We start from the raw sequence: 22,384 nt of genomic DNA on the forward strand, positions 1-22,384 counted from the left end.
CGTCAGGTGGCCGGCGCTACCGCCACGCTGACCAGGCGCGATCAGGCCGGGTCAGGTTCGTTGGCGACTTCCGGCATCAGGTAGGCCTCGCGTGCTGCCGGGGAAGCGGGGTCGGGTTCGTTGGCGATTTCCGGATCGACGTTGAATTCGATCTTGTCGCTGTCGATGAAGTGCAGCGTAAGATTGAAATTGGCTGCTCTCGTGTTGGCATCGCTGAAGGTGACCAGCTTGCCGCTTTCGCTGATGCTGGGCTCACTGAGCTGATCCTCACGCCCCGGCTTGACCGTGACCGACTTGAACTTGACGCCAGCGGGCGTCGGCGACACCAGCTGGTAGTTGATCACGGTGTCGGCCTCGGTGACCTTGAGCGCCGCCGGCTCGAACGTGGTCTTGTACTTCGTCTTTTTCGATACCGGGTCCACGTACGGGAGCGCGGTAACGAGCACGTTCATGAACGATGTTGGGGTGACGGGTGTCATTTTTCAGTTCCCTGGTTGGTGGTGATAGAAGTGAGGTATTTTCGATCCTGGTAGCCGATCCCGCGCAATAGCGCGACCTGCTTTTCCGCTTCGGCCTTGAGGCCCAGGCAGATCGTCGCCTCCACGAAGGGCACGAGCATCGTGTAGTCGGCGCTGTGCCGGTTATCGGCGACGAGCGCTTTGGCCGACCGGCATCGCGTTGCCGCCTTCTCGGCGTTGCCCAGCTGTTTCCAGATTCTTGCGTCGAGCAGGTGCAACTGCGCGATGACCGAGCGCAGCGAAGGGTCCGCAGGCGCCGCTGCCTGTACCTGGGCAGCGGCGGCGAGCAGCGGGATCAGATTTTCTTGCGCCGCCGCCGGCTTGCCCATGCGTAGCCGGCTCTCGGCAATGATCATCCTGGCCTTCAGCGCGAGCTGCTTGAGGTCGTGCCGCTTGGGATCCAGTTTGACCAACTCGTCGATCGCAGGCAGCAACGCCTCGGCCGTTACCAGGACCTGGCCCGCGTCCGTGTCGATGCTCATGTCGAGGCGCTTCAACCTGACGGCATGCAGGCTTTTCTGCCAGCTTCGGTTGGAGGGGTCCTGCCTGCCGATCTCGGCAAGATGCGCCTCTGCGCGCTCGTAGAACTCCCGCGCTTCCTTGACCTGGCCCAGGGCCTGCTTGAGTTCGGCCTGCCGCCACAGGGCGAAAGCCAGACGCTGGGTCCAGACCGCATTGCCGCTGTGCTCGCGGTGGACGCCTTCCATCAGCATCTCCTCGTCATGGAACAGCGCAAGGGCCTTCTTCAGTTCGCCGCGTTTCACGATGGTCGAGGCCAGCCAGGAAACGCTGTTGGCCAGGTCGACGATACGAGCCGTGTTGCCGGGTTCGCGACGGATGACGATTCTCTTCAACTCTGCAGCCTTGCTGAACGCGGCTGCGGCTTGCACGAGTTCTCCCTGCTTGAGCGCGGCGCTGCCGAGGCTGTTGTGGGCATAGGACAGCTCCAGCAAGCTGTCGACGCTTTGGCGATCGGCGACGACGAGCCGCTCCGCCAGCGTCCTGTAATGTGTCATGTGCCGCATCGAGCCGGCCCAGTCGCGGCGGTCGTAATAGATCTGCCCGATCCAGAAGGCATTGGCACCCGTGGCCTTGAGGACCGCCGGGTCCCCGGGGAAGCGCTGCAGTTGACGCTGAAGAATATCGCCGGACGCTGTCAATGCCTCCAGTGCCGCGGCCGCATTGGCACGGGCAATATTGACTTCGGCAATGAGCTGCAGGCTCTTCGCCCGCTGCATGGCTTCATGATGGTTGTCGTCCTCGCGCTCCCTGGCCGCGAGGAACGACAGCGCCTTTCCGCTGACGTCGCTGAGCAGGTCGAGACGCCCCAGCGGCTTGAGCTTGTCGACGAAATCGCCCAGCATGAAGCTCATCAGATTTTCGGCATCCGCGCGCTTGCGCTCCGCCTCGTCACGCGTCTGGCTGGCCAGCAGGCCCAGTCCGATGGCAAGCAGGGCAAGCAGCACGATGATCGTCATGGCCGCGATGCGCAGCCGTTCGCCAAGCTTCGCACCGCGCAACGAGGTCGTTACGTACGCTTTCTCGTGCGGCGCAAGGCTGAATCCGTCGAGCGCCAGCAGCGAGGTGGCCTGGGTCACCTGTATCCCCGCCGGCAGCAGCAAATCCCGCGGCCGGCCCGCCGCCATCCAGCGCTCGGCCTGCGTCGCCACGCGGGTGCGGATCTGCAGCGCCTGCCGGTGCCGCTCGATCCATTCGACCACGCGCGGCCAGCGCCGCAGCAGCGCCTCGTGGGCGACGCCGAACGTGGGCACGTCGCCCGTCAGCTCGCTGACGAACAGGCGAGCTTCCACCAGCGCGCGTACCACTTCGCGTTTTGCTTCGCTGTCCAGGGCGGCCCACGGCGTGCGGCGTGCCGTTATGGCGCCCTGGGTTTCACCGATATTCACGAGCAGCGACAGCACGTGAGGCAGGGCGGCCTGCTGCGCGGCCGGCAGCCTTGCCACGACCTGCTCGGCGCGCACGCCCAGTGCGCCCTCGATGCCGCCCAACTGGCGGAACACGTCGAACTTCAAGGTGCCGTCGTCGCCGCGCTGGCGATACAGTTCGTCCAGGCAGTACTGCAGCAGCGGCAGCGCGTCCGGACTGGCACGGGCGGCGTCGCACAGGACGTCGTCCAGGCTGGCGCCGGTGGCCGCGTCGTGCTCGAACGCCAGTTGCGCCGCACGTGCCGGCTGGCGCACCATCTGCGCGATGTCGGCGCCGCCCGGCGGCTCAACGTCGAAGTGACCGCCGCGGCCCTTCAGCGCCATCAGTTCCGGCAGGGCGATCAGGGCCGGATAGAAATCGTTGCGGCAGGCCAGGATGACCAGCACGCCGGCGCGGGCCAGTTGCTCCAGCACCGCGACGAATTGTGCGCGGTCGGCGTCGCTCGTTGCCGGCGCACGGAAAACCGCTTCGAGCCGATCGATGAACACACCGATGCGGGGCAAGCCCTGGCTGTCCAATTCCGCTGCCACGGCTTGCGGCTCCTCGCGCAGGCGGCGCGCCAGCGCATCGGCGCTGCTGCCTTCGAAGCAGCGCGCGTCAGCCAGTTCCGCGTCCAGCAGCACCGCGGCCAGCGCCTCGAACAGCCCGCCGCCACCCAGGTCCGCACAGTCCATGTGCAGCACGCAGGACAGCGCGACGGGACCGGCATCGGCCAGTGCGGGCAGCAGGCCGGCGCGCACCAGCGACGTCTTGCCGGAGCCGGACGGCCCCAGCACCAGGGCCATCGGACAGCCGCCGGCCACCTGCGCCAGCACCAGGTCGCGCAGCCGCTGCGTCGCCTGCACGCGGCCGAAGAAGATGGCCGCATGGCTTTCCTGGAACGCTTCCAGGCCGCGGAAAGGCGAACCGCCGTGCCAGGTTTCGGCATGATCGGCCGCCTCGACAACGCTGGCGATGGCCCGGTATCCCCGCTTGCGGACCGTCTCGATATAGCGTGGCTCGGTACTGGAGTCCCCCAGGGCGCGGCGTAATTGGGCGATCGCCTTGTGCACAGGGTTGTCGCCCAGCTCGGCCGTCCCCCAGCACTTCTGCAGCAATTCTTCCGCCGGGATCACGGCGCCAGGATGGCGGCACAGGTAGCGCAGCACGTCCATCGCACGCGGTTCCAGCGTCGCGCGGGCGTCGCCGTGGCTCAGCGAGTTGCCGCCCACGTCCACCTGCCAGTCGCCGAAGCGGAACCCGCGTCCATCCATCGTGCTCTATCCCTGAAAAAATATTATCAATCGAATCAATGACTTGCTCTTCCGGCAGGTTTCCGGAAGGCGCGCACACGCGACGGTCGGTACTGTTCGGCTTGACTGAAGAACACGAATCTTAACATTTCCCCAAGAAAATAAAATGCCAGAGTTTAATTTTTCCGACCGTGAAGTTTTTTCACAACGCTACCTGAAGCCGTTGCTGATCGACCCGCTGGAAGAGCGCCTCAACGCGATGCCCGACTATACGTTGACGTTGCCGGCCGGGGCGGTTGCATCTGGGCAAGGGGCGATCAACGACAAGTCGGGCGTAACCGCCAGTAACGCCGGCCTGCGGGCGCGCTTTGTCCGCACGCCGTCGGGCTGGTACTACGGCGACCATGTGTTGCTCCAGTGGCAACAGCCGGGCGACGTCAGCCACCAGCGCGAGTCGGAGCAGGACCTGCAATATGGCGTGTCGGTAACGGAACAGCCGGACATGGCCGGCGTGCCGCGCCTGACGGTCGACCTGTATGGCTCCCTGATGCGTTACGAGCGCGATGCCGTCAGCCAGACGGTGGGCCGGGGACGCCAGGTCGACCTGGGACGCGGTTGGGCGCGGGCGACGTTGCACTGGTCCCTCCAGTTGCAACTGATCGTCGACAGCGGCGGCCGCGCCAACCTGGTCAGCCGCGTGCGCAAGGCCGCCCCGGTCGCGGACGGCGGCAAGTCGGGCGCGTACATTGCCTCCGACCCGCTGGCCCACCTGCTCAACCTGCCGCGCCTGACGCAGGCGTGGGACCACGGCAGCGCCAGCCTGTCGGCCGTGCAGGACTATCTCGTCGCGCGGCTGGCCGCCGCCATCGAACCGGCACTGGCCAATGATTGAAGCGCTGCTGGCCAGCCTGGCGCTGTACCCGGACGCCGCGGCGCGGACGCAGCCACTGTTCATCGTCCACGACGACGCGGGAGTACCGCTCGTCTTCAATGTCGATGGCGCCGGCCGGCTGCTGCTGGCACGCGGGGAGGCGGCCATGACGGCGGTGGAGCCGATCGCCGGGTTCATCGTCCGCGCCGCCGATATCCGCCAGGCCGGCGATGGCACGCTCGCCGTCGCGTTGGCCTTGTCCACCGGCGACGGCGACGCGCTCTACGTGGGCACCGGCATCCCCACCACGCTGGATCATGCGGGCTGGCGCGTGCGCCTGGCCGCCCTGCAGCCTTGCCCGGGACTACCGGCCGGGACGCGCGTGGCGCGGCTGGCCTTCGGGCCCCTGCTGGCAGGCGCGCCGCCCTTGCTGCTGGTCGACGCCAGCGTGCGCGGCGCGGCCCGTACCTGGTACTGCAACGCCGCCATGCCGGCGCTGGGCGTGCAGCCGCTGCTGCCGCCGGCCACCGCGCTAGGGGCGCAGGTACACGCCGTCGGCACCTACCGGCTGCCCGGTGTGTGGGCGCTGCGCCAGGGCGGCGGGGAGGGCGCGATGCAATACAACTTGAAGGACGACCTGAAGGACGAGCTGAAATTCACGTCCTTCGCCGCGTCGTTCGGCTGGCAGGTCGACGTCGCCTACCAGAACCTGCCGACCCATACCCGCAGCGTGCTGCTGGCGACGGGTTCGATGCCGAATGTGCCGGACGTGTTCGTGGCCGGCGACTGTATCGTCGTCTACCGCGGCAGCAATCCGGTGCCGCAACGGGTGGCGCAGGTGGCCGGCGCCCGCCTGGTGTGGAGCGCACACAACGACGCCGGCGAATACCTGGCGTATGCGGATGAAGAGGGCGCGACATGGCTGCTGGCGCGGTCCGCGCGCGGGGCCTGGCGTGCGCCGGTGCTGCTGACGCGGTCCGCCGCGGTGTTGACGGTGACGGGCAATGGCACGGTCTACGCGGCCATGCGCGCTGGCGGCGGGATTGCGTTGCAGCGGTTCGATTTCATGGTTACGAAGTAAGCCCGTGGGTGCCAGTCACCGTAGAAAAAACGCCGTCGCGGCTCGGCGAGCGGCGACGGCGTTCGATGGCGACGCGAGGCTTATTCGTAGGCGCTGATCGGTGCGCAGCCGCACATCAGGTTACGGTCGCCGTAGACGTTGTCGGCGCGGCCCACCGTCGGCCAGTACTTGTTCTTGCGCAGCGACGGCAGCGGGTAGGCGGCCGTTTCGCGGCTGTACTGGCGGTCCCACGTATCGGACGTCAGCACCGCGGCCGTGTGCGGGGCGAACTTGAGCGGGTTGTTGGCCTTGTCGAACTCGCCGCTTTCCACCTTGGCGATTTCGCCACGGATGGCGATCATCGCGTCGATGAAGCGGTCCAGCTCCGCCTTCGACTCCGATTCGGTCGGCTCGATCATCAAGGTACCCGGCACCGGGAAGCTCATCGTCGGCGCGTGGAAGCCGAAGTCCATCAGGCGCTTGGCCACGTCCTCGTTGCTGATGCCGGTGGCGTCCGTCAGCGGACGCAGGTCCAGGATGCACTCGTGCGCCACCAGGCCGTCGTGGCCCGAGTACAGCACGGGGTAGTGCGGCGCCAGGCGGCGGGCGATGTAGTTGGCGTTCAGGATCGCCGTTTCCGTCGCCGCCGTCAGGCCTTGCGCGCCCATCATCGCGATGTACATCCACGAGATCGGCAGGATCGAGGCGGAGCCGAAGGCCGCGGCCGAGACGGCGCCGATGCCGTTCTCGTTGCGGGCGTAGCCGGTCGAACGCTGGTTCGGCAGGAACTCGGCCAGGTGCGCGCCCACGCCGATCGGACCGACACCGGGGCCGCCGCCGCCGTGCGGGATGCAGAACGTCTTGTGCAGGTTCAGGTGCGACACGTCGCCGCCGAACGCGCCCGGCGCCGCCACGCCCACCAGGGCGTTCATGTTGGCGCCGTCGATGTAGACCTGGCCGCCGTGCGCGTGCACGATGTCGCACAGTTCCTTGATGCCTTCCTCGAACACGCCGTGGGTGGACGGATACGTCACCATCACGCACGCCAGGTTCTTGCTGTGCTGTTCGGCCTTGGCCTTCAGGTCGGCCAGGTCGACGTTGCCGTTCTCGTCGCAGGCGGTGACGACCACCTGCATATTGACCATCGATGCAGAGGCCGGGTTGGTGCCGTGCGCGGACGACGGGATCAGGCAGATGTTGCGGTGGCCTTCGCCGCGCGACTGGTGGTACTTCTGGATCACCAGGAGGCCCGCGTATTCGCCCTGCGAGCCGGCGTTCGGCTGCAGCGACACGGCGGCGTAGCCGGTGACGGCGCACAGCATGTCTTCCAGCTGGGCGATCATCTCGCGGTAGCCGACGGTCTGGTCATCCGGCGCGAACGGGTGGATGTTCGAGAACTCGGGCCACGTCACGGGGATCATCTCGCTGGTCGCGTTCAGCTTCATCGTGCAGGAACCCAGCGGGATCATGGTGCGGTCCAGCGCCAGGTCCTTGTCGGCCAGGCTGCGCAGGTAGCGCAGCATCTCCGTCTCGCTGTGGTAGCGGTTGAAGACCGGGTGCGTCAGGTAGTCGCTGCTGCGTGCCAGCGACTGCGGGAAGGCCTCGACCACTTCCGCCTCGACGGCGGCGAAGTCGGGGGCCGGCTTGCCGTCGGCGAACACCGTCCACAGGGCAGCCAGCGTGTTGCGGTCGGTGGTCTCGTCCAGCGACACGCCCACATGGTGCGCGTCGATCTTGCGCAGGTTGATGCCGTTGGCCACCGCGGCTGCATGCAGTTCGGCCGCGCGGTCGGTGCGGATCGTCAGCGTGTCGAAGAACGAGTCGCTCGTCAGGGCGTAGCCCAGCGTGCGCAGGTAGGCAGCCAGCACGCCGGCGTAGCGGTGTACCCGCTTGGCGATGTTGGCCAGGCCTTGCGGGCCGTGGTAGACGGCGTACATCGACGCGATGACGGCCAGCAGCACCTGCGCGGTGCAGATGTTCGACGTGGCTTTTTCGCGGCGGATGTGCTGTTCGCGCGTCTGCAGCGCCAGGCGATAGGCCGTGTTGCCCTGCTGGTCGACGGTAACGCCGACCAGGCGGCCCGGCATCGAGCGCTTGTACTCGTCGCGCGTCGCCATGTAGCCCGCGTGCGGGCCGCCGAAGCCCAGCGGCACGCCGAAGCGCTGGCTGTTGCCGACGACGACGTCCGCACCCCATTCGCCCGGTGGCGTCAACAAGGTCAGTGCCAGCAGGTCGGCCGCCACGACGACCATCGCGCCGCTGGCCTTGACCTTCTCGACGTCGGCGCGGTAGTCGCGCACGGCGCCATCCGCGCCCGGGTATTGCAGCAGGACGCCGAAGGCATCCGTCACGCCCGCCAGCTCGGCCGGATCGAACGTCTTCACCTCGATGCCCAGCGGCTCGGCGCGCGTGCGCACCACTTCCAGCGTCTGCGGCAGCACGTCGTTGGCGACGCAGAAGGTCTTCGATTTCGATTTGCCGACCCGCATCAAGAGCGTCATGGCCTCGGCGGCCGACGTGCCTTCGTCCAGCATGGACGCGTTGGCGATGCCCATGCCGGTCAGGTCCGTGATGGCCTGCTGGAAGTTCAGGATCGCTTCCAGGCGGCCCTGCGAGATCTCCGGCTGGTAGGGCGTGTAGGCGGTGTACCAGGCCGGGTTCTCGAAGATATTGCGCAGCACGACGCCGGGCGTGTACGTGCCGTAGTAGCCCTGGCCGATCAGGGAGGTCAGCACCTTGTTCTTCCTCGCCAGACCCTTCAGCACGGCCAGCGCTTCCTGTTCCGGCTTCGGTTCGACGAACTGGCCGAGGGGCAGGGGCGCACGGTTGCGGATGTGGGCCGGAACGATGGCGTCGATCAGCGCGGCGCGCGTGGCGTAGCCGAGCGTGTCGAGCATCTGCTGTTGTTCGGCGGTGTCCGGGCCGATGTGGCGGGCGATGAACGCATCGCGGGCTTCGAGTTGGGTCAGGCTGGTGCGGGTCATGTGAAGATCTCTTGGGCCAAAGAAGAAAGGCCGGCATTGGCCGGCCCTTGTACTGCGGGAGTTAAGCTGCGGTGGTCTTGCCGTACGCGGCGGCGTCCAGCAGGCCGTCCAGCTGCGACACGTCGGCCGGCTTCAGCTTGAACAGCCAGGCGTCGTACGCGTTGGCGTTGATCGATTCCGGGGCACCGGCCACGGCTTCGTTGACTTCGGTGATCTCGCCCGACAGGGGCGAGTAGATGTCGGAGGCGGCCTTGACCGACTCCACCACGGCGGCGTCGTCGCCGGCGGTGAAAGCGGTGCCGACCTTCGGCAGTTCGACGAACACGATGTCGCCCAGCGCATCCTGCGCGAATTCGGTGATGCCGACCGTGACGGTGCCGTCGGACTCCAGGCGTACCCACTCGTGGGACTCGGTGTACTTCAGCTCTGCAGGAATATTGCTCATGTGTGCTCCAAAAGGGGTGTTGTTGTTGGGTTCCGGCCCGCGCAGGCGCCGCTGCTGCCTGACTGGTGCTTACGCAGCCAGGATTTTACCGTTGCGGACGAAAGGCAGCTTCACGACTGTCGCCGCCAGCTTCTTGTCGCGGATCTCGACGTGGACGGTGTCGCCGACCTGCACACCGGTCGGGACGCGCGCCAGCGCGATCGCCTGCTGCATCGTGGGGCTGAAGGTGCCGGACGTAATCTCGCCCGTGTCGCCATTGGCGGCGATGACTTTCTGGTGGGCGCGCAGCACGCCGCCTTTTTCGCGCAGGATCAGGCCGACGAACTGGGCGTTCTGGCCCTTGGCCTGCAGCGCGGCCTTGCCGACGAAATCGCGCTCGCTGACCAGGTCGATGGTCCAGGCCAGGCCCGCGTCCAGCGGGTTGACCGATTCGTCCATGTCCTGGCCGTACAGGTTCATGCCCGCTTCCAGGCGCAGCGTGTCGCGCGCGCCCAGGCCGGCCGGCTTGACGCCGGCCCCGACCAGCGCGTTCCACAGCGCTTCGGCCTGCGTGGCAGCGACGCCGATCTCGAAGCCGTCCTCGCCGGTGTAGCCGGTGCGGGCGATCATCGCCTCGCCAAACGCGGTGCCGGGCACCAGTGCCACGTTGAACGGCTTCATCTCGGCGGTCGGCTCCTGCGCCTCGGGGATCACCTGCCACACTTTGGCGCGGGCGTTCGGGCCCTGCACGGCGATCAGCGCCATGGCATCGGCGCCGTCACGGCGCTGGGTGATGGTGAGATTGGTGCCCCAGGCGTCGTTCTGGGCGTTCATCCACGCCACGTCCTTCTCGGCCGTGCCGGCATTGACCACCAGGCGGAACCAGTTTTCGTCGATGAAATAGACGATCAGGTCGTCGATGACGCCACCCTCGGGATTGAGCATGCAGGAGTACAGGGCCTTGCCGGAGGCCTGCAGCTTGTCGACGTTGTTGGCCAGCAGGCGACGCAGGAAAGCGTGCACGTCGCTGCCCTTGATATCGACCACGCACATGTGCGCCACGTCGAACATGCCGACGTCGGTGCGCACGGCATGGTGTTCCTCGATCTGCGAGCCGTAGTTGACGGGCATGTCCCAGCCGCCGAAGTCGACCATGCGGGCGCCCAGGGCGCGGTGGGCGTTGTTGAGTGGGGTGGATTTCAACGTCATGACTTCCTCGGACTGGTTGTAGGGTTAACAGCACAAGCCAGGAGAAGCCGACAGCACTTTTCCACGGTTGTTCGTCACCCCTCTGTCCTCGGTACCTGAGAGATAGCGGGCCGGTGATACCGATTCCGCACGCCCCTTCGGTGGGCAATCTGACGCTCTTGCACGTGATTGCCGCTCTCCAGAGTTTGGCCGCCTGCTGGCAGCCCCTGACCGGTCCTTTTGCCTGAGAGTTTTCGGGTAGTGCCCCTTCGGCGGCAGCATGGCTGCGCTCTCCCGGTCGAGGATCGGGACTATATGTCAGTTGGCTGGGGGTGTCAATGTGGCCGGGAATGCCACGGCGGGTCAGCTCCGTTCGCTTTGCGGTGGCCGGGCTGCGTGCAACTGACCCAGTGTTCGTCGCAGCTTGCGCGCAGCTGTGAGAGGAAGTGCTCCGTATTGTAGATCGTGCGGCGATCGGCAAGAACAGCCCTTACAGTACCGGCAAGCCAAACCCCTGGCTGCCAGTGACGCCCTGGTGGAAATTCCAGCAGGAGAAAATATCATGCATCGAGGAATTGGCCGCATGCGGCTGCCGCACCGGTCGTGCGGCCCCAAAGAACCGCCTGCGCTAGAATGACAGCCACCATTTGGAGAGGTATAAAAACTATGAGCGAAGACAAGCAAAAACTGGATGGGGCGGCCTGGTACACGTTGTCGGGCGACGTCAACAGCGACATGGTGCACCGCGTGTTCGATGCCGTCGCCGACATGACGGAAGACGGCGTCGAGACGGCGCACATCCTGATCCAGTCGAACGGCGGCTATGTCAGCGACGGCCTGTGCCTGCACAATTACCTGAGCAGCCTGCCGATCAAGATCGTCACCTACAACGCGGGCGCCGTGGCGTCGATCGCCGTGATCCTGTTCCTGGCCGGCGAGGAGCGGTATGCCAGCGAGACGGCGCGCTTCATGGTGCATAAATCGCATGCAAGCGCCCCGTCGGGCGCCCGGCCCGACGCGCTGCGCATCATCGTCGAGGGCCTGCAGGCGGACGACGCGCGCACCGAATCCATCCTGCGCAAGCACGTCCACCTGTCGGACGAGCACTGGGCCGTGCATGCCTACTCGGACCTGCACCTGACCGCGCGCGATGCCGCCAAGGTCAATCTCGTCAACGACGTGCGCGACTTCAAGCCGCCCAAGGGCAAGCGCGTCACCAATATCTGATCGCCCTTGGTCGAAGTCCCATGTTAAACGAGCCTGGCAGGTGACCCTGGCCAGGCTCGTCGGAGCGGCGGGGCGCTCCCGAGAATATCTGCCCTTTGCTTACTTGCCTTTCGACTTCTTGCCGTCGTTCTTGTGACTTTGACGGCCGGCTTCCACGTGCTGTTCGTGCGTGCCGCCCTGGGTGCCGCCGCCGGAGCGCGAGCCCTGGTTACCCGACTGCTTGCTGCCGCTGCTGGAAGAGCCCTGTTTGCTGCCACCGCTTTTCTGATTCGAGGCCATGTTGCTTTCCTTTCAGTGATGGAGAGAGTCGTTTGCCGAAGGCGCATCGGAAGTCCGGCTCCGGCCGCCAAGCTGGCTGCCGTGGCGCAAATGCGTTTCCGGTGCTGAAATCATGCGTTTTTGCTCAGGTCCGTAGTATCGGAGTTTACCGTCCTGACATGTAGGACAAGACCCCTTGCCGCCTTATTTGGTGGGCTTCTTTCGATATGCCCGCACCGCGGGGCGGGGACCGGGGTGGCGTCCGGATCGGTCCGGCGTGGTAAAAAACACGGTCATCGACGGTTTTGCTATTGCCGAGTGGCAATGTTATGCCAGAATGGCGCAAAGCGGCATGCGCGTGCCGTACTTTGCCATCGTCATTGCCGATCCTATGCCCGCTGCCGCCGAACCCGCCGTATCCGCACCGCCCGCCGTGTCGCCCCGGCACGCGCTGCTGGAACAGCTGATCGCCACTGCCGTGTCCGGGGCTGCCGAGCAGATGCGTGTGCTTGCCACCGGCCTGGCCGGTGCGTTGGTGGACGGCGCCGCGCTGGCGGACGGTGCCCTGCAGGTCCGCCTGCGCGCCGGCAACCTGCTGCGCGAGCGTCATTTCGCCTTTCTCCACCTGGCCAGCGACGCGCTGCAACGCGAGCTGCGTCACGCCATCGCACAGCTGGCCCCGGCGCCAGCCGTGCTGGACCTGGCCCTGGTGTCCTACGAGGAGATGGAGGCGCAGGTCACGCTGGGCGGCGTCGCCCGGGTGTTCGATGCGGCGCATGCGGACGCGCTGGCGGCCCTGACTGCGCGGCTGGCCATCGTCCTGGATCGCCCGCTGCTACGCGGGCAGCAGAACCCTTTCCGGCCGGAGGTGTTCATCGGGGCGCTGCGGCAGGCCTGGCTGCAATTCCAGCCCGAGCCGGAGGCTGCGGCGCTGCTGTTGCCGCTGCTGCGCGCCGGCCGATGCTACGACTTCGCGCCGATCCTGGAGACGCTGAACCAGGCGCTCGAGCGTGCTGGCGTGGCGGCGTCCCGCCCGTCGCGGCAAGCTGCGCACGATGGCCGCGAAGCGGCACTGGCGCAGCAGATGCGGCGCCTGTTCGCCGCGGCGCCGACGGCGGCGCAGGGCGAGCGCGGCAACGCCAGCTCCGCTGCGCTGCTGGCCAGGCTGGCCGGGCCCGCGCGCCCCGGGGGCGCCACGCGCTTGCAGGGCCTGAAGGCCCAGCTGCCCGCGGGCAGCCTGTCGCGCGCGGACGAGACCACCATCGACCTGCTGGATGTCGTGTTCGAGACCGTCGCGGCCGATGGCGACGTCCCGGCGGACATCCGTGACCTGATCCACGCCGTGCAACTGCCCGTGCTGAAGGCCGCGCTGGCGGACCATGCCTTCTTCTTCGAGGCCGACCACCCCGCCCGGCGCCTGCTCGACCTGCTGTCGCGCATGGGCTGGGAGCGCGGTCAGGCTGCGGGCGCCGCGCCGCACGACGCGCTGCTGGCGGCCATGCGGCGCAGCGTCGATACGGTGGCCGGCGCGGCGAGCAGCGACGACGGCGCATTCGCCCACGCCGTCGCGCAGCTGGAAGCGGCGCTGCGCGAGGAAGAGGCCGCGACCCAGGCCGCATTGGCCGGGCCCGTCGCCACCGCACTGCGGCAGGAGCGCCATGCCGCGGCGGCCCAGGCCGCGCGCATGGCCGTCGCGCAGCGGCTGGCGCAGGCCGCGGGCGACGACAATGCCGTCGTCGTGGCCTTCCTGCAGACGCGCTGGACCGACGTGCTGACCCTGGCGCACACGGTCGAGGAGCGCAAGCCCGGTGCCGTACGCAATGCCACGCAGGCGATGGACGACCTGTTGTGGAGCGTGCGGCCGAAGCAGGGTGCCGACGAGCGCCGCCGCCTGATCGCCAGCCTGCCGGCGCTGCTGGCGGTACTGAACCGCTGGCTCGACGTCATCCGCTGGCAGGACGCGGAGCGGCTGCGCTTCTTTGCCGAGCTGGCCGAGTGCCACGCCGCGCTGGTGCGCGCTCCGCTCGACCTGGCGCCGGCGCGGCAGCTGGCGCTGGCGCTCGATGCGACGCGCCTGGCGGCCGCGCGGCGCCAGGCGGCGTCGACGCCCGCGCCACCGGCGGATGCGGCCGCACAGGCGGTCGACGCGCTGGCCCGGGGCACATGGCTGGAGTTCGCCGGCACCGAGCGGGCGCGACGCGTCAAGCTGGCCTGGATCAGTCCCCTGCGTACGCTGTACATCTTCTCCAACGGGACGCGGCAGGAAGCGTTTTCGCTGGCGGCCGATGAACTGGCGCAACGCCTGCGCTCGGGCGCGGCGGTGGTGCTGCCGGACGAGCCCCTGGTGGCGCGCGCGCTGGGCCGCGCCGTCGATGCCCTGGCCGGCAACGACGCGGACGGCGGTGTCCGCGTGGCATGACGTACGATAGATGAACTTGGCTGCGCGATCGCCCGACTTCCCGTTTTTAATCGACACTTAATAAACTATCGGTATTCTCGACGGCTGCTGCGATGGTGCGTTGCGCGCCCGGCGGCCTGGTTTCAGCAAGCGAAAGGCAAATCGGATGACTAGTTGGTGGAACGCCCTGTCGGCACTGGGCGGGATCGAGGTGACGGGACCGTTGGGAATCGCGATCGCGGTGTGGCTGCTGGCCGGCCGCTCATGGCGGCTGTCGCTGGCATGGTGCGTGTTCTACGGCGCCGGCATGACGCTGGTGGTGTTGACCAAGCTCGCCTACATGGGCTGGGGCATCGGTATTCCCGAGCTCAAGTTCGCCGGCCTGTCCGGCCATGCGATGCGGGCCTGTGCCGTGTTTCCCGTGGCGTTCTACCTCGCGCTGCGACACCGGGGTGAACGGCCGAGCCGCGTGGCGCTGGCGGCCGGCGTGGCGCTTGCCGCGCTGGTCAGTATCTCGCGCGTGCCGGTGCTGGCGCACTCGTGGTCCGAGGTGCTGCTGGGCGGTGCCGTCGGCTTTGCCGTGGCGGCCGGTTTCATCTGGCAGGCCCGCAGCGAACACCCGACGGTAGTCGGCCGCCTGCTGCTGGCGCTGTGCATCCCGCCGCTGCTGGTCATGCCGACCAGGGAGCCGGTGCACACGGAACGCATGCTGAAGAAACTCGCGGTCGCGCTGTCCGGTCGCGATACCGCCGTCGAACGGGCCTGGCGCCTCGGTCCGGAACACGCCGACCAGCGCCGCCTGCCGGCCGCGCCGCAACGGCATCCCGATGCCCGGCAGCAGCCCGACAGGCTGCCGGGCTCCCACGTGCGGCTCGCCATCTGATCCGCCATGGCATGCGAATTTGTCCAGGTTGCAGGCGGGCGATGGTATGATAGCCACCTTTCCAATCGTGCCATTGAAGGGAAACGCTGATTTATTCATGGCGGCGATCCTAGCCCTGAGAAAGCGCGCCCAGCGGCGTCGCCAATGCCCCGCCATATCCCGGTATGACGAGGCATTTGCGTATTGCTGGACACGTTTTCAGGACTGATCTCATCCACCATCAATCAATGAGCGCTTCCCAAGGCGAAGAACAGACTACAACGTGCGCCTATCGTCCATCAAATTGTCGGGATTCAAGTCGTTTGTCGATCCCACCAATTTCCAGGTGCCGGGCCAGCTGGTCGGGGTGGTCGGGCCCAACGGGTGCGGCAAGTCGAACATCATCGACGCCGTGCGCTGGGTGCTGGGCGAATCCAAGGCGTCCGAACTGCGCGGCGAGTCGATGCAGGACGTTATCTTCAATGGCTCGACGCATCGCAAGCCGGCCGGGCGCGCCTCCGTCGAACTGGTGTTCGACAATAACGAAGGCAAGGCATCCGGCCAGTGGGGCCAGTACGCGGAAATCGCCGTCAAGCGCACGCTGACGCGCGACGGCACCTCGACCTACTACATCAACGGCCAGAGCGTGCGCCGGCGCGACATCCAGGACATCTTCCTCGGCACGGGCCTGGGCCCGCGCGCCTACGCCATCATCGGCCAGGGCATGATCGCGCGCATCATCGAGTCACGGCCGGAAGAACTGCGCGTGTTCCTCGAGGAAGCGGCCGGCGTCTCGAAATACAAGGAGCGCCGGCGCGAGACGGAAAACCGCCTGCAGGACACGCGCGAGAACCTGCTGCGCGTCGAGGACATCCTGCGTGAACTGAACAACAACCTGGAGCGTCTCGAAGGCCAGGCGGCCGTCGCCATGAAGTTCCACCAGTTGCAGGCCGACCAGGACGAGAAACAAAAGCTGCTGTGGCTCTTGCGCAAGAACGAGGCGCAGGCCGAGCAGGCGCGCTATTTCCGCGAGATGGAGCAGGCCCAGAACGACCTGGAGGAGCAGACCGCCAAGCTGCGCGGCGTCGAGCTGTCGCTGGAGCAGATGCGCCAGGCCCACTTTGCCGTGGGCGACCGGCTGCACACGGCGCAGGGCGCGCTGTACCAGACCAACGCGGAAATCGGCAGCCTGGAAGCGCAGATCAAGTTCGTCGTCGAATCGCGCACGCGCTTGCAGCAGCAGATCGCCACCTTGACGGCGCAGCGCGACCAGTGGCTACGCCAGGCCGAGGAGTATGGCGGACAGGTCGAGGAGGCGGAATTCGAGCTGGAGGAGCTGTCCGCCAAGGTCGAGGAGTCGGCCATGCTGGCCGAGCAGAAGGCCGAGCTGCTGCCCGTGCTGGAGCAGGAATGGCGCGCGGCCCAGGAACGCAGTACGGAGTCGCGCGCCCGCATCATGGCGGCGCAGCAGCAGCTGGAGCTGGAGTCGGCGCACCAGCGCAACGCGTCGAACATTCTCTCGAGCCTGGCCACGCGGCGCGAGCGCCTGCAACAGGAAAAGAACGGCCTGGCGCCGCCCGATTCCGCCCACCTGGACAACCTGCGCTGCCAGCTGGAGGAAAAGCATCAGGTGCTGGAAGAGCAGCGGCTGCAGCTGGAGGAAGCGCTGGAACAGCAGCCGCGCGTGGAAGAGGAGCGGCGCGAGGCGCAGGCCGCCGTGCAGCGCGAGAGCAGCACCAGCGCGCAGCTGGAAGCGCGCCTGAACGCGCTGCGCCAGCTGCAGGAGCGGGTGCAGACGCAGGGCAAGGTCACGCCATGGCTGCAGAAGCACGAGCTCGATGCGCTGCCGCGCCTGTGGCAGAAGCTGCAGATCGAGGAAGGCTGGGAGACGGCGATGGAAGCCGTGCTGCGCGAGCGCACGTCCGCGTTGCAGGTGTCGAACCTGGACTGGGCCAAGGCGTTCCTGGCGGATGCGCCCCCGGCCAAGCTGGCGCTGTTCGCCCCCGTCACCAACGCCCCGGCGCCGGATGCCGCCGTGGCGGGCCTGCGCCCGTTCATCGACTTGCTGAAGCTGAATGACCCGGGCCTGCGCGGCGTGCTGGCCGACTGGCTGCACCATGTCTTCGTTGCCGAGGATGCCGCGCAGGCCTTCGCCGAGCGCGGCAAGCTGCCACCGGGTGCCAGCTTCGTCACGCGCCAGGGCCACCTGATCGGCCCGTCCAGCGTGCGCTTCCATGCGGCCGACTCCGAGCAGGAAGGCATGCTGGGGCGCCAGCACGAGATCGACAACATCGGCAAGCAGCTGAAGGCCCAGGCCATGCTGGCCGAGGAGGCGCGCAGCCGCGCCGTGCGCGCCGAGGCCGCGGTGACGAGCCACGCCCGCCACGTGGCGGAGCTGCGCCAGAAGATCCAGGCATTGACGGCCAGCGTGCATGCGCTGCAGCTGGAAGTCGTCAAGCTGTCCGAGGTCGAGGCCCGCTTCACCCAGCGCAGCACGCAGATCGATGCCGACCTGGCGGAGATCGCCGCGCAGGAAGCGGAGCAGATGCAGGTCAAGCTCGAATCGGAGGAAAAATTCGAGCAGCTCGACATGGAGCTGGCCAACCTGCAGGGCGAGCACGAGGAGGGGCAGGGCGCCTTCCAGCTGAAGGAGCAGCGCCTGGCGGATGCGCGCGAGGCCCTGCGCGAACTGGAACGGCGCGCGCAGGAAGCGCAATTCGCGGAGAAATCCGCGCGCACGCGCATCGAGGAACTGCGCCGCACTATCGCCACCGCCACCACGCAGGCGGCGCAGGTAACCGAAAGCCTGCAGGCGGGCCGGCTGGAGCTGGAAAGCCTGGAGGCGGGCAGCGCCAGCGAAGGCCTGCAGGAGCTGCTGGACCGCCGTTCGCAGCAGGAGCGCGCGCTGGCGGACGCGCGCCATGAACTGGACCAGGTCACGCAGCAGCTGCGCCACGCGGAAGACGCGCGCAGCCAGAACGAGCGCAGCCTGCAGCCGCAGCGCGACCGCATCATGGAGCTGCAGCTGAAGGAACAGGCGGCGCGCCTGAACCAGGAACAATTCGCGCAGCAACTGGCGGAAGCGCAAGCCGACGAGGCTGCGCTGGCAAGCAAGCTGCACCCGGACATGAAGGCGCAGTACCTGCAGGGCGAAGTGACCCGGCTGACCAACGCCATCGCCGCGCTGGGCGCCGTCAACCTGGCGGCCCTGGACGAGCTGGCGACGGCCTCCGAGCGCAAGAACTTCCTCGACTCGCAGAACGCCGACCTGATGGAGGCGATCACGACGCTGGAGGATGCGATCGCCCGCATCGACAAGGAAACCCGCGACCTGCTGCAGGAAACCTTCGACAAGGTCAACGGCCACTTCTCGGAGCTGTTCCCGATCCTGTTCGGCGGCGGCCAGGCCAAGCTGATCATGACGGGCGACGAGATCCTCAACGCGGGCGTGCAGGTGATGGCGCAGCCGCCCGGCAAGAAGAACGCGACGATCCACCTGCTGTCCGGCGGCGAAAAGGCGCTGACGGCGACGGCGCTCGTGTTCTCGATGTTCCGCCTCAACCCGGCGCCGTTCTGCCTGCTCGACGAAGTCGACGCACCGCTGGACGACGCCAATACGGAGCGTTTCTGCCGCATGGTGAAACGCATGTCCGACCAGACCCAATTCCTCTTCATCTCGCACAACAAGATCGCGATGGAGATGGCCACTCAACTGATCGGTGTGACGATGCAGGAGCAGGGCGTATCGCGCATCGTGGCGGTGGATATGGAAGCCGCCATCAATTTCGCTTCCGAGGCACAAGCAGCATGACAGATTTCCAGACCAGTTTGATCGCAGCGGCCGGCGTGTTCGTCGCCGGCGTTTTCGTCTACAACAAGTGGCAGGAGCACAAGGCCAAGAAGAGCGTCGAGCGCGCCTTCGCGTCCGAGCACGACGACGTGCTGATGCGCAAGGGCGAGGACCCGGTCTACGGTGCCGATGGCGACCTGGCCGCGCGCAGCGAGCCCAGTTTCAGCCTGGGCGACGTGTCGATGGTCGACGGCGGCTCCGGCGCCTACGCCGTGCCGGCCCACGAGGAGCCGGTGGCCCCGACCCTGTCACCGGTGGACGACGACGTCGCCATCGCTCCGGCGACCGCGCCCGCCGCCGAAGCGGACGTGCCGCCTGCCGCCCCGCGCCAGGAACCGCAGCTGGCCGACCCATTGGCAACCGAGCCGCCGATTCCGGTCCCGCCGCGCGCCGCCGATGCGGCTGTACCGCGCGCCGAGCTGGCAACGGCGCTGGTCGATCCGCTGGTGGACTGCCTGCTGCCGCTGGAACTGGCCGCGCCGATGCGGGGCGAGAAGCTGCTGCCGGCGCTGCACAAGCTGCGCCTGGTCGGCAGCAAACCGGTGCACTACATCGGCCTCGCCGTCAGCGGCGACTGGGAACCGATCCAGCACGGCACCGTCTACACCAAGCTGCAGGGCGGCGTCCAGCTGGCCAGCCGCACCACGGCCCTGAACGAACTGGAATACTCCGAGCTGGTGACGCGCCTGCGCAGCATGGCCGACGAGATCGGCGCCGAACCGCACGTGCCCGACATGATCGAGGTGATGGCCGAGGCGAAGAACCTGCACCGCTTCGTGGCCAGCCATGACGCCCAGCTGGGCGTCAACCTGGCCGCCAACGGCGCGCCATGGGCCATCGCCACGCTGATCGGCGCGCTGGAGAAGCAGGGCTTCGACGTGCGTCCGGACGGCCGCTTCGTGATGCCCGACGGCGAGGGCGGCCAGCTGTTCACGCTGTCCACCAACGTCTCGCCGGCCGAGGAAACGACGCCGCGCCTGACACTGCTGCTGGACGTGCCCTGCGTGGCCCCGGCGCGCGACGGCTTCGGCGCGATGATCGCCTGCGCCAAGGCGCTGGTGCAGCGCCTCGATGCCGTCATCGTCGACGACTACAACCAGCCGCTGACGGATGCGGCGCTGGCGGAGATCGCCGGCCAGGTGCGCGACTTCTATGCCGACATGGAAGCTTCGGACATTCCCGCCGGCTCCACGCGCGCGCTGCGCTTGTTCAACTGACGGAGGCGCGATGTCGAAGCAGACCCCCGCCGAGCGCGCGGCCTGGCTGACGGCGGAACTGAACCGCCACCTGTACGCCTACCACGTGCTGGACGCGCCGACGATTCCGGATGCCGAGTACGACAAGCTGTTCATCGAACTCCAGCAGCTGGAGGCGGCGCATCCCGACCTGGTGGCGCCGGATTCGCCGACGGTGCGCGTGGGCGCGCCGCCGCTGGGCCAGTTCGAGCCCGTCACGCACGCCGTGCCCATGCTGTCCCTGAACAACGGCTTCACGGAAGAGGACATCGACAACTTCGACCGCCGCGTGCGCGAGGGACTCGATGCGATCGAAGTGGACTACGCGGCCGAAGTGAAGTTCGACGGGCTGGCGATCAACCTGCGCTACGAAAACGGCGTGTTCGTGCAGGCGGCCACGCGCGGCGACGGCTACACGGGCGAGGATGTGTCGGCCAATATCCGCACCATCCGCACGATCCCGCTGCGCCTGCACGGCGCGAACCTGCCGGCGGTGCTGGAAGTGCGCGGCGAAGTGCTGATGTTCAAGGCCGACTTCCATGCCATGAACGAGCGCCAGCGCGCCGCCGGGCAGAAGGAATTCGTCAATCCCCGCAACGCCGCGGCCGGCGCATTGCGCCAGCTGGACTCGCGCATCACGGCCGAGCGCAAGCTGCGCTTCTTCGCCTACGGCATCGGCGAACTGGTGGGGGCGGAGATGCCGGCCACGCACGGCGCGCTGCTGGACTGGTACGAGCAACTGGGCCTGCCGGTGGCAAAGGAACGCGCCGTCGTGCGCGGCAAGGACGGCCTGCTGGACTTCTATACGCGCATCGGCCAGGCGCGCCCCGCGATGCCGTACGAAATCGACGGCGTGGTGTACAAGGCCAACCGCCTGGCGGACCAGCGCGCGCTGGGCTTCGTGTCGCGCGCTCCGCGCTTCGCGCTGGCCCATAAATTCCCGGCCGAGGAAGCCCTGACGACCGTGCAGGCCATCGAGGTGCAGGTGGGCCGCACCGGTGCGATCACGCCGGTGGCCCGGCTGGTGCCCGTGTTCGTGGGCGGCGTCACCGTCACCAACGCGACGTTGCACAACGAGGACGAAGTGCGCCGCAAGGACGTGCGCGTGGGCGACACCGTGATCGTACGGCGCGCCGGCGACGTCATCCCCGAAGTGCTGGCCGTGGTGCTGGAGCGGCGCCCGGTGCCGGCGCCGGCAGCGTACGTGCTGCCGACGCTGTGCCCGGTGTGCGGTTCGCACGTGGTGCGCGAGGAAGGCGAGGCCGTGGCGCGCTGCTCCGGCGGCCTGACGTGCGCGGCGCAGCGCAAGGAAGCCATCCGCCACTTCGCCGGCCGCCGCATGATGGACATCGAAGGCCTGGGCGATCGCTACATCGACAGCCTGGTCGAATGCAGCCTGGTGCACAGCGTGGCCGACCTGTACAAGCTGACGCTGGACGACCTGCTGCAGATGAAGCGCATGGCCGACGAGCGCGAAGGCACCACGCCCGATACGGTCAAGCAGGGCAAGGTGGCGACCAAGTGGGCCGACAACCTGCTGCAGGCGATCGAGGCCAGCAAGCGCCCGCCGCTGGAGCGGCTGCTGTTCGCGCTGGGCATCCGCCACGTGGGCGAATCGACGGCCAAGACGCTGGCCGACTGGCTGGGCCGTTTCGACCTGGTGCGCCAGGCACCCGAGGCACTGCTGCGCGTACTGCCGGACATCGGCGGCACCGTGGCTGAATCGATCGCCGACTTCTTCGCGGAAGAGAAGAACCAGCAGGCCATCGATGCACTGCTGGCGGCCGGCGTGGCGCCGCAAGGCGAGCATGCGCCCAAGGCCCAGCTGCGCGAGAAGCTGGACCCCGTCAAGCTGCTGGCGGCGCTGGCCATCCCGAAACTGACGGAGCCGCGCGCGCGCCAGCTGATGGAGCAGGGCGTCACGTTCGAATCGCTGGCGAGCCGCCGCACCTTCGACGTCTATGGCCTGCCTGCGACCGTGGCAGGCGCGCTGGAAGAATGGATGGCGCGGCCCGAGCACCGCGATGCGCTGCTGCGCCTGGACAAGCTGCGCGCGGAACTGCTGGCCCAGCTGCCCGAAGCCGCGGCGGCGGAAGGGCCGATGAGCGGCAAGACGTTCGTCCTGACGGGCACTTTGCCGACGCTGAGCCGCGACGCGGCCGGCGCCATGATCGAGGCGGCCGGCGGCAAGGTATCCGGCTCCGTGTCGAAGAAGACGTCGTACGTCGTCGCCGGTGCCGAGGCGGGCAGCAAGCTGGCCAAGGCGGAAGAGCTGGGCGTGGACATCCTGGACGAGGCAGGCCTGCTGGCACTGCTGGGCAAATAGGAAG

14 protein-coding genes and 2 riboswitches are annotated in these 22,384 nt (G+C 67.7%); of the genes, 8 read left to right on the forward strand and 6 right to left on the reverse strand.

Annotated elements, in window-relative coordinates:
* Positions 1-41 precede the first annotated feature (41 nt).
* Together PX653_RS05055 and PX653_RS05060 are read right to left on the reverse strand one after the other, a co-directional pair.
* Positions 42-479, reverse strand: coding sequence for a DP-EP family protein (locus tag PX653_RS05055; protein ID WP_277416821.1), 438 nt, complete (start codon positions 477-479; stop codon positions 42-44).
* Positions 476-3,676 (reverse strand): nSTAND1 domain-containing NTPase, encoded by a 3,201-nt coding sequence (locus tag PX653_RS05060; RefSeq protein ID WP_277416822.1) that lies wholly within the window; start codon positions 3,674-3,676, stop codon positions 476-478. The genes PX653_RS05055 and PX653_RS05060 overlap by 4 nt, the downstream gene beginning before the upstream one ends.
* Before the next feature lie 187 nt (positions 3,677-3,863).
* Between PX653_RS05060 and PX653_RS05065 the strand changes: the two genes are divergently transcribed.
* Entirely contained in the window at positions 3,864-4,589 is a 726-nt protein-coding gene (locus PX653_RS05065; RefSeq protein ID WP_277416823.1) for a hypothetical protein, read from the forward strand.
* Positions 4,582-5,649, forward strand: coding sequence for a hypothetical protein (locus PX653_RS05070; protein WP_277416824.1), 1,068 nt, complete (start codon positions 4,582-4,584; stop codon positions 5,647-5,649). Before PX653_RS05065 ends, PX653_RS05070 begins: the two co-directional genes overlap by 8 nt.
* A gap of 80 nt (positions 5,650-5,729) precedes the next feature.
* Here the strand turns inward: PX653_RS05070 and gcvP are convergent, their stop codons facing one another.
* From gcvP to gcvT, 3 genes are all read right to left on the reverse strand, one after another.
* Positions 5,730-8,612: an aminomethyl-transferring glycine dehydrogenase gene (gene gcvP, locus PX653_RS05075; protein ID WP_277416825.1), complete on the reverse strand. Its 2,883-nt coding sequence runs from the start codon at positions 8,610-8,612 to the stop codon at positions 5,730-5,732.
* 61 nt (positions 8,613-8,673) lie between these two features.
* Entirely contained in the window at positions 8,674-9,057 is a 384-nt protein-coding gene (gcvH, locus tag PX653_RS05080) for a glycine cleavage system protein GcvH (protein WP_277416826.1), read from the reverse strand.
* A 69-nt stretch (positions 9,058-9,126) separates the two neighbouring features.
* Positions 9,127-10,245 carry a glycine cleavage system aminomethyltransferase GcvT gene (gene gcvT / locus PX653_RS05085; protein WP_277416827.1) on the reverse strand — a complete coding sequence of 373 codons (1,119 nt, stop codon included), beginning with the start codon at positions 10,243-10,245 and terminating at the stop codon, positions 9,127-9,129.
* 72 nt (positions 10,246-10,317) lie between these two features.
* Positions 10,318-10,437, reverse strand: a riboswitch (glycine riboswitch).
* Between the two features lie 9 nt (positions 10,438-10,446).
* Positions 10,447-10,531: riboswitch (glycine riboswitch) on the reverse strand.
* A 359-nt stretch (positions 10,532-10,890) separates the two neighbouring features.
* Between gcvT and PX653_RS05090 the strand changes: the two genes are divergently transcribed.
* Positions 10,891-11,451: an ATP-dependent Clp protease proteolytic subunit gene (locus PX653_RS05090; RefSeq protein ID WP_277416828.1), complete on the forward strand. Its 561-nt coding sequence runs from the start codon at positions 10,891-10,893 to the stop codon at positions 11,449-11,451.
* A 99-nt stretch (positions 11,452-11,550) separates the two neighbouring features.
* On the opposite strand, the gene PX653_RS05095 is transcribed toward PX653_RS05090, so the two are convergent.
* Entirely contained in the window at positions 11,551-11,730 is a 180-nt protein-coding gene (locus PX653_RS05095) for a hypothetical protein (RefSeq protein WP_277416829.1), read from the reverse strand.
* Positions 11,731-12,061: 331 nt separating this feature from the next.
* Between PX653_RS05095 and PX653_RS05100 the strand changes: the two genes are divergently transcribed.
* The 5 genes from PX653_RS05100 (at position 12,062) to ligA (ending at position 22,380) form a co-directional block, all read left to right on the forward strand.
* Positions 12,062-14,128 (forward strand): DUF1631 family protein, encoded by a 2,067-nt coding sequence (locus tag PX653_RS05100; protein ID WP_277416830.1) that lies wholly within the window; start codon positions 12,062-12,064, stop codon positions 14,126-14,128.
* Between the two features lie 145 nt (positions 14,129-14,273).
* On the forward strand, positions 14,274-14,990 hold the full coding sequence (locus tag PX653_RS05105) for a phosphatase PAP2 family protein (protein ID WP_277416831.1): 717 nt from the start codon (positions 14,274-14,276) through the stop codon (positions 14,988-14,990).
* A 262-nt stretch (positions 14,991-15,252) separates the two neighbouring features.
* Entirely contained in the window at positions 15,253-18,780 is a 3,528-nt protein-coding gene (gene smc / locus PX653_RS05110) for a chromosome segregation protein SMC (RefSeq protein ID WP_277416832.1), read from the forward strand.
* Positions 18,777-20,036, forward strand: a complete 1,260-nt coding sequence (locus PX653_RS05115; protein ID WP_277416833.1) for a cell division protein ZipA C-terminal FtsZ-binding domain-containing protein — start codon at positions 18,777-18,779, stop codon at positions 20,034-20,036. The genes smc and PX653_RS05115 overlap by 4 nt, the downstream gene beginning before the upstream one ends.
* A 10-nt stretch (positions 20,037-20,046) precedes the next feature.
* Positions 20,047-22,380, forward strand: a complete 2,334-nt coding sequence (ligA, locus tag PX653_RS05120) for an NAD-dependent DNA ligase LigA (protein ID WP_277416834.1) — start codon at positions 20,047-20,049, stop codon at positions 22,378-22,380.
* The last annotated feature ends 4 nt before the right edge of the window (positions 22,381-22,384 follow it).

Origin of the sequence: Pseudoduganella chitinolytica (assembly GCF_029028125.1) — a bacterium.
Classification (GTDB): Bacteria; Pseudomonadota; Gammaproteobacteria; order Burkholderiales; family Burkholderiaceae_D; genus Rugamonas; species Rugamonas chitinolytica.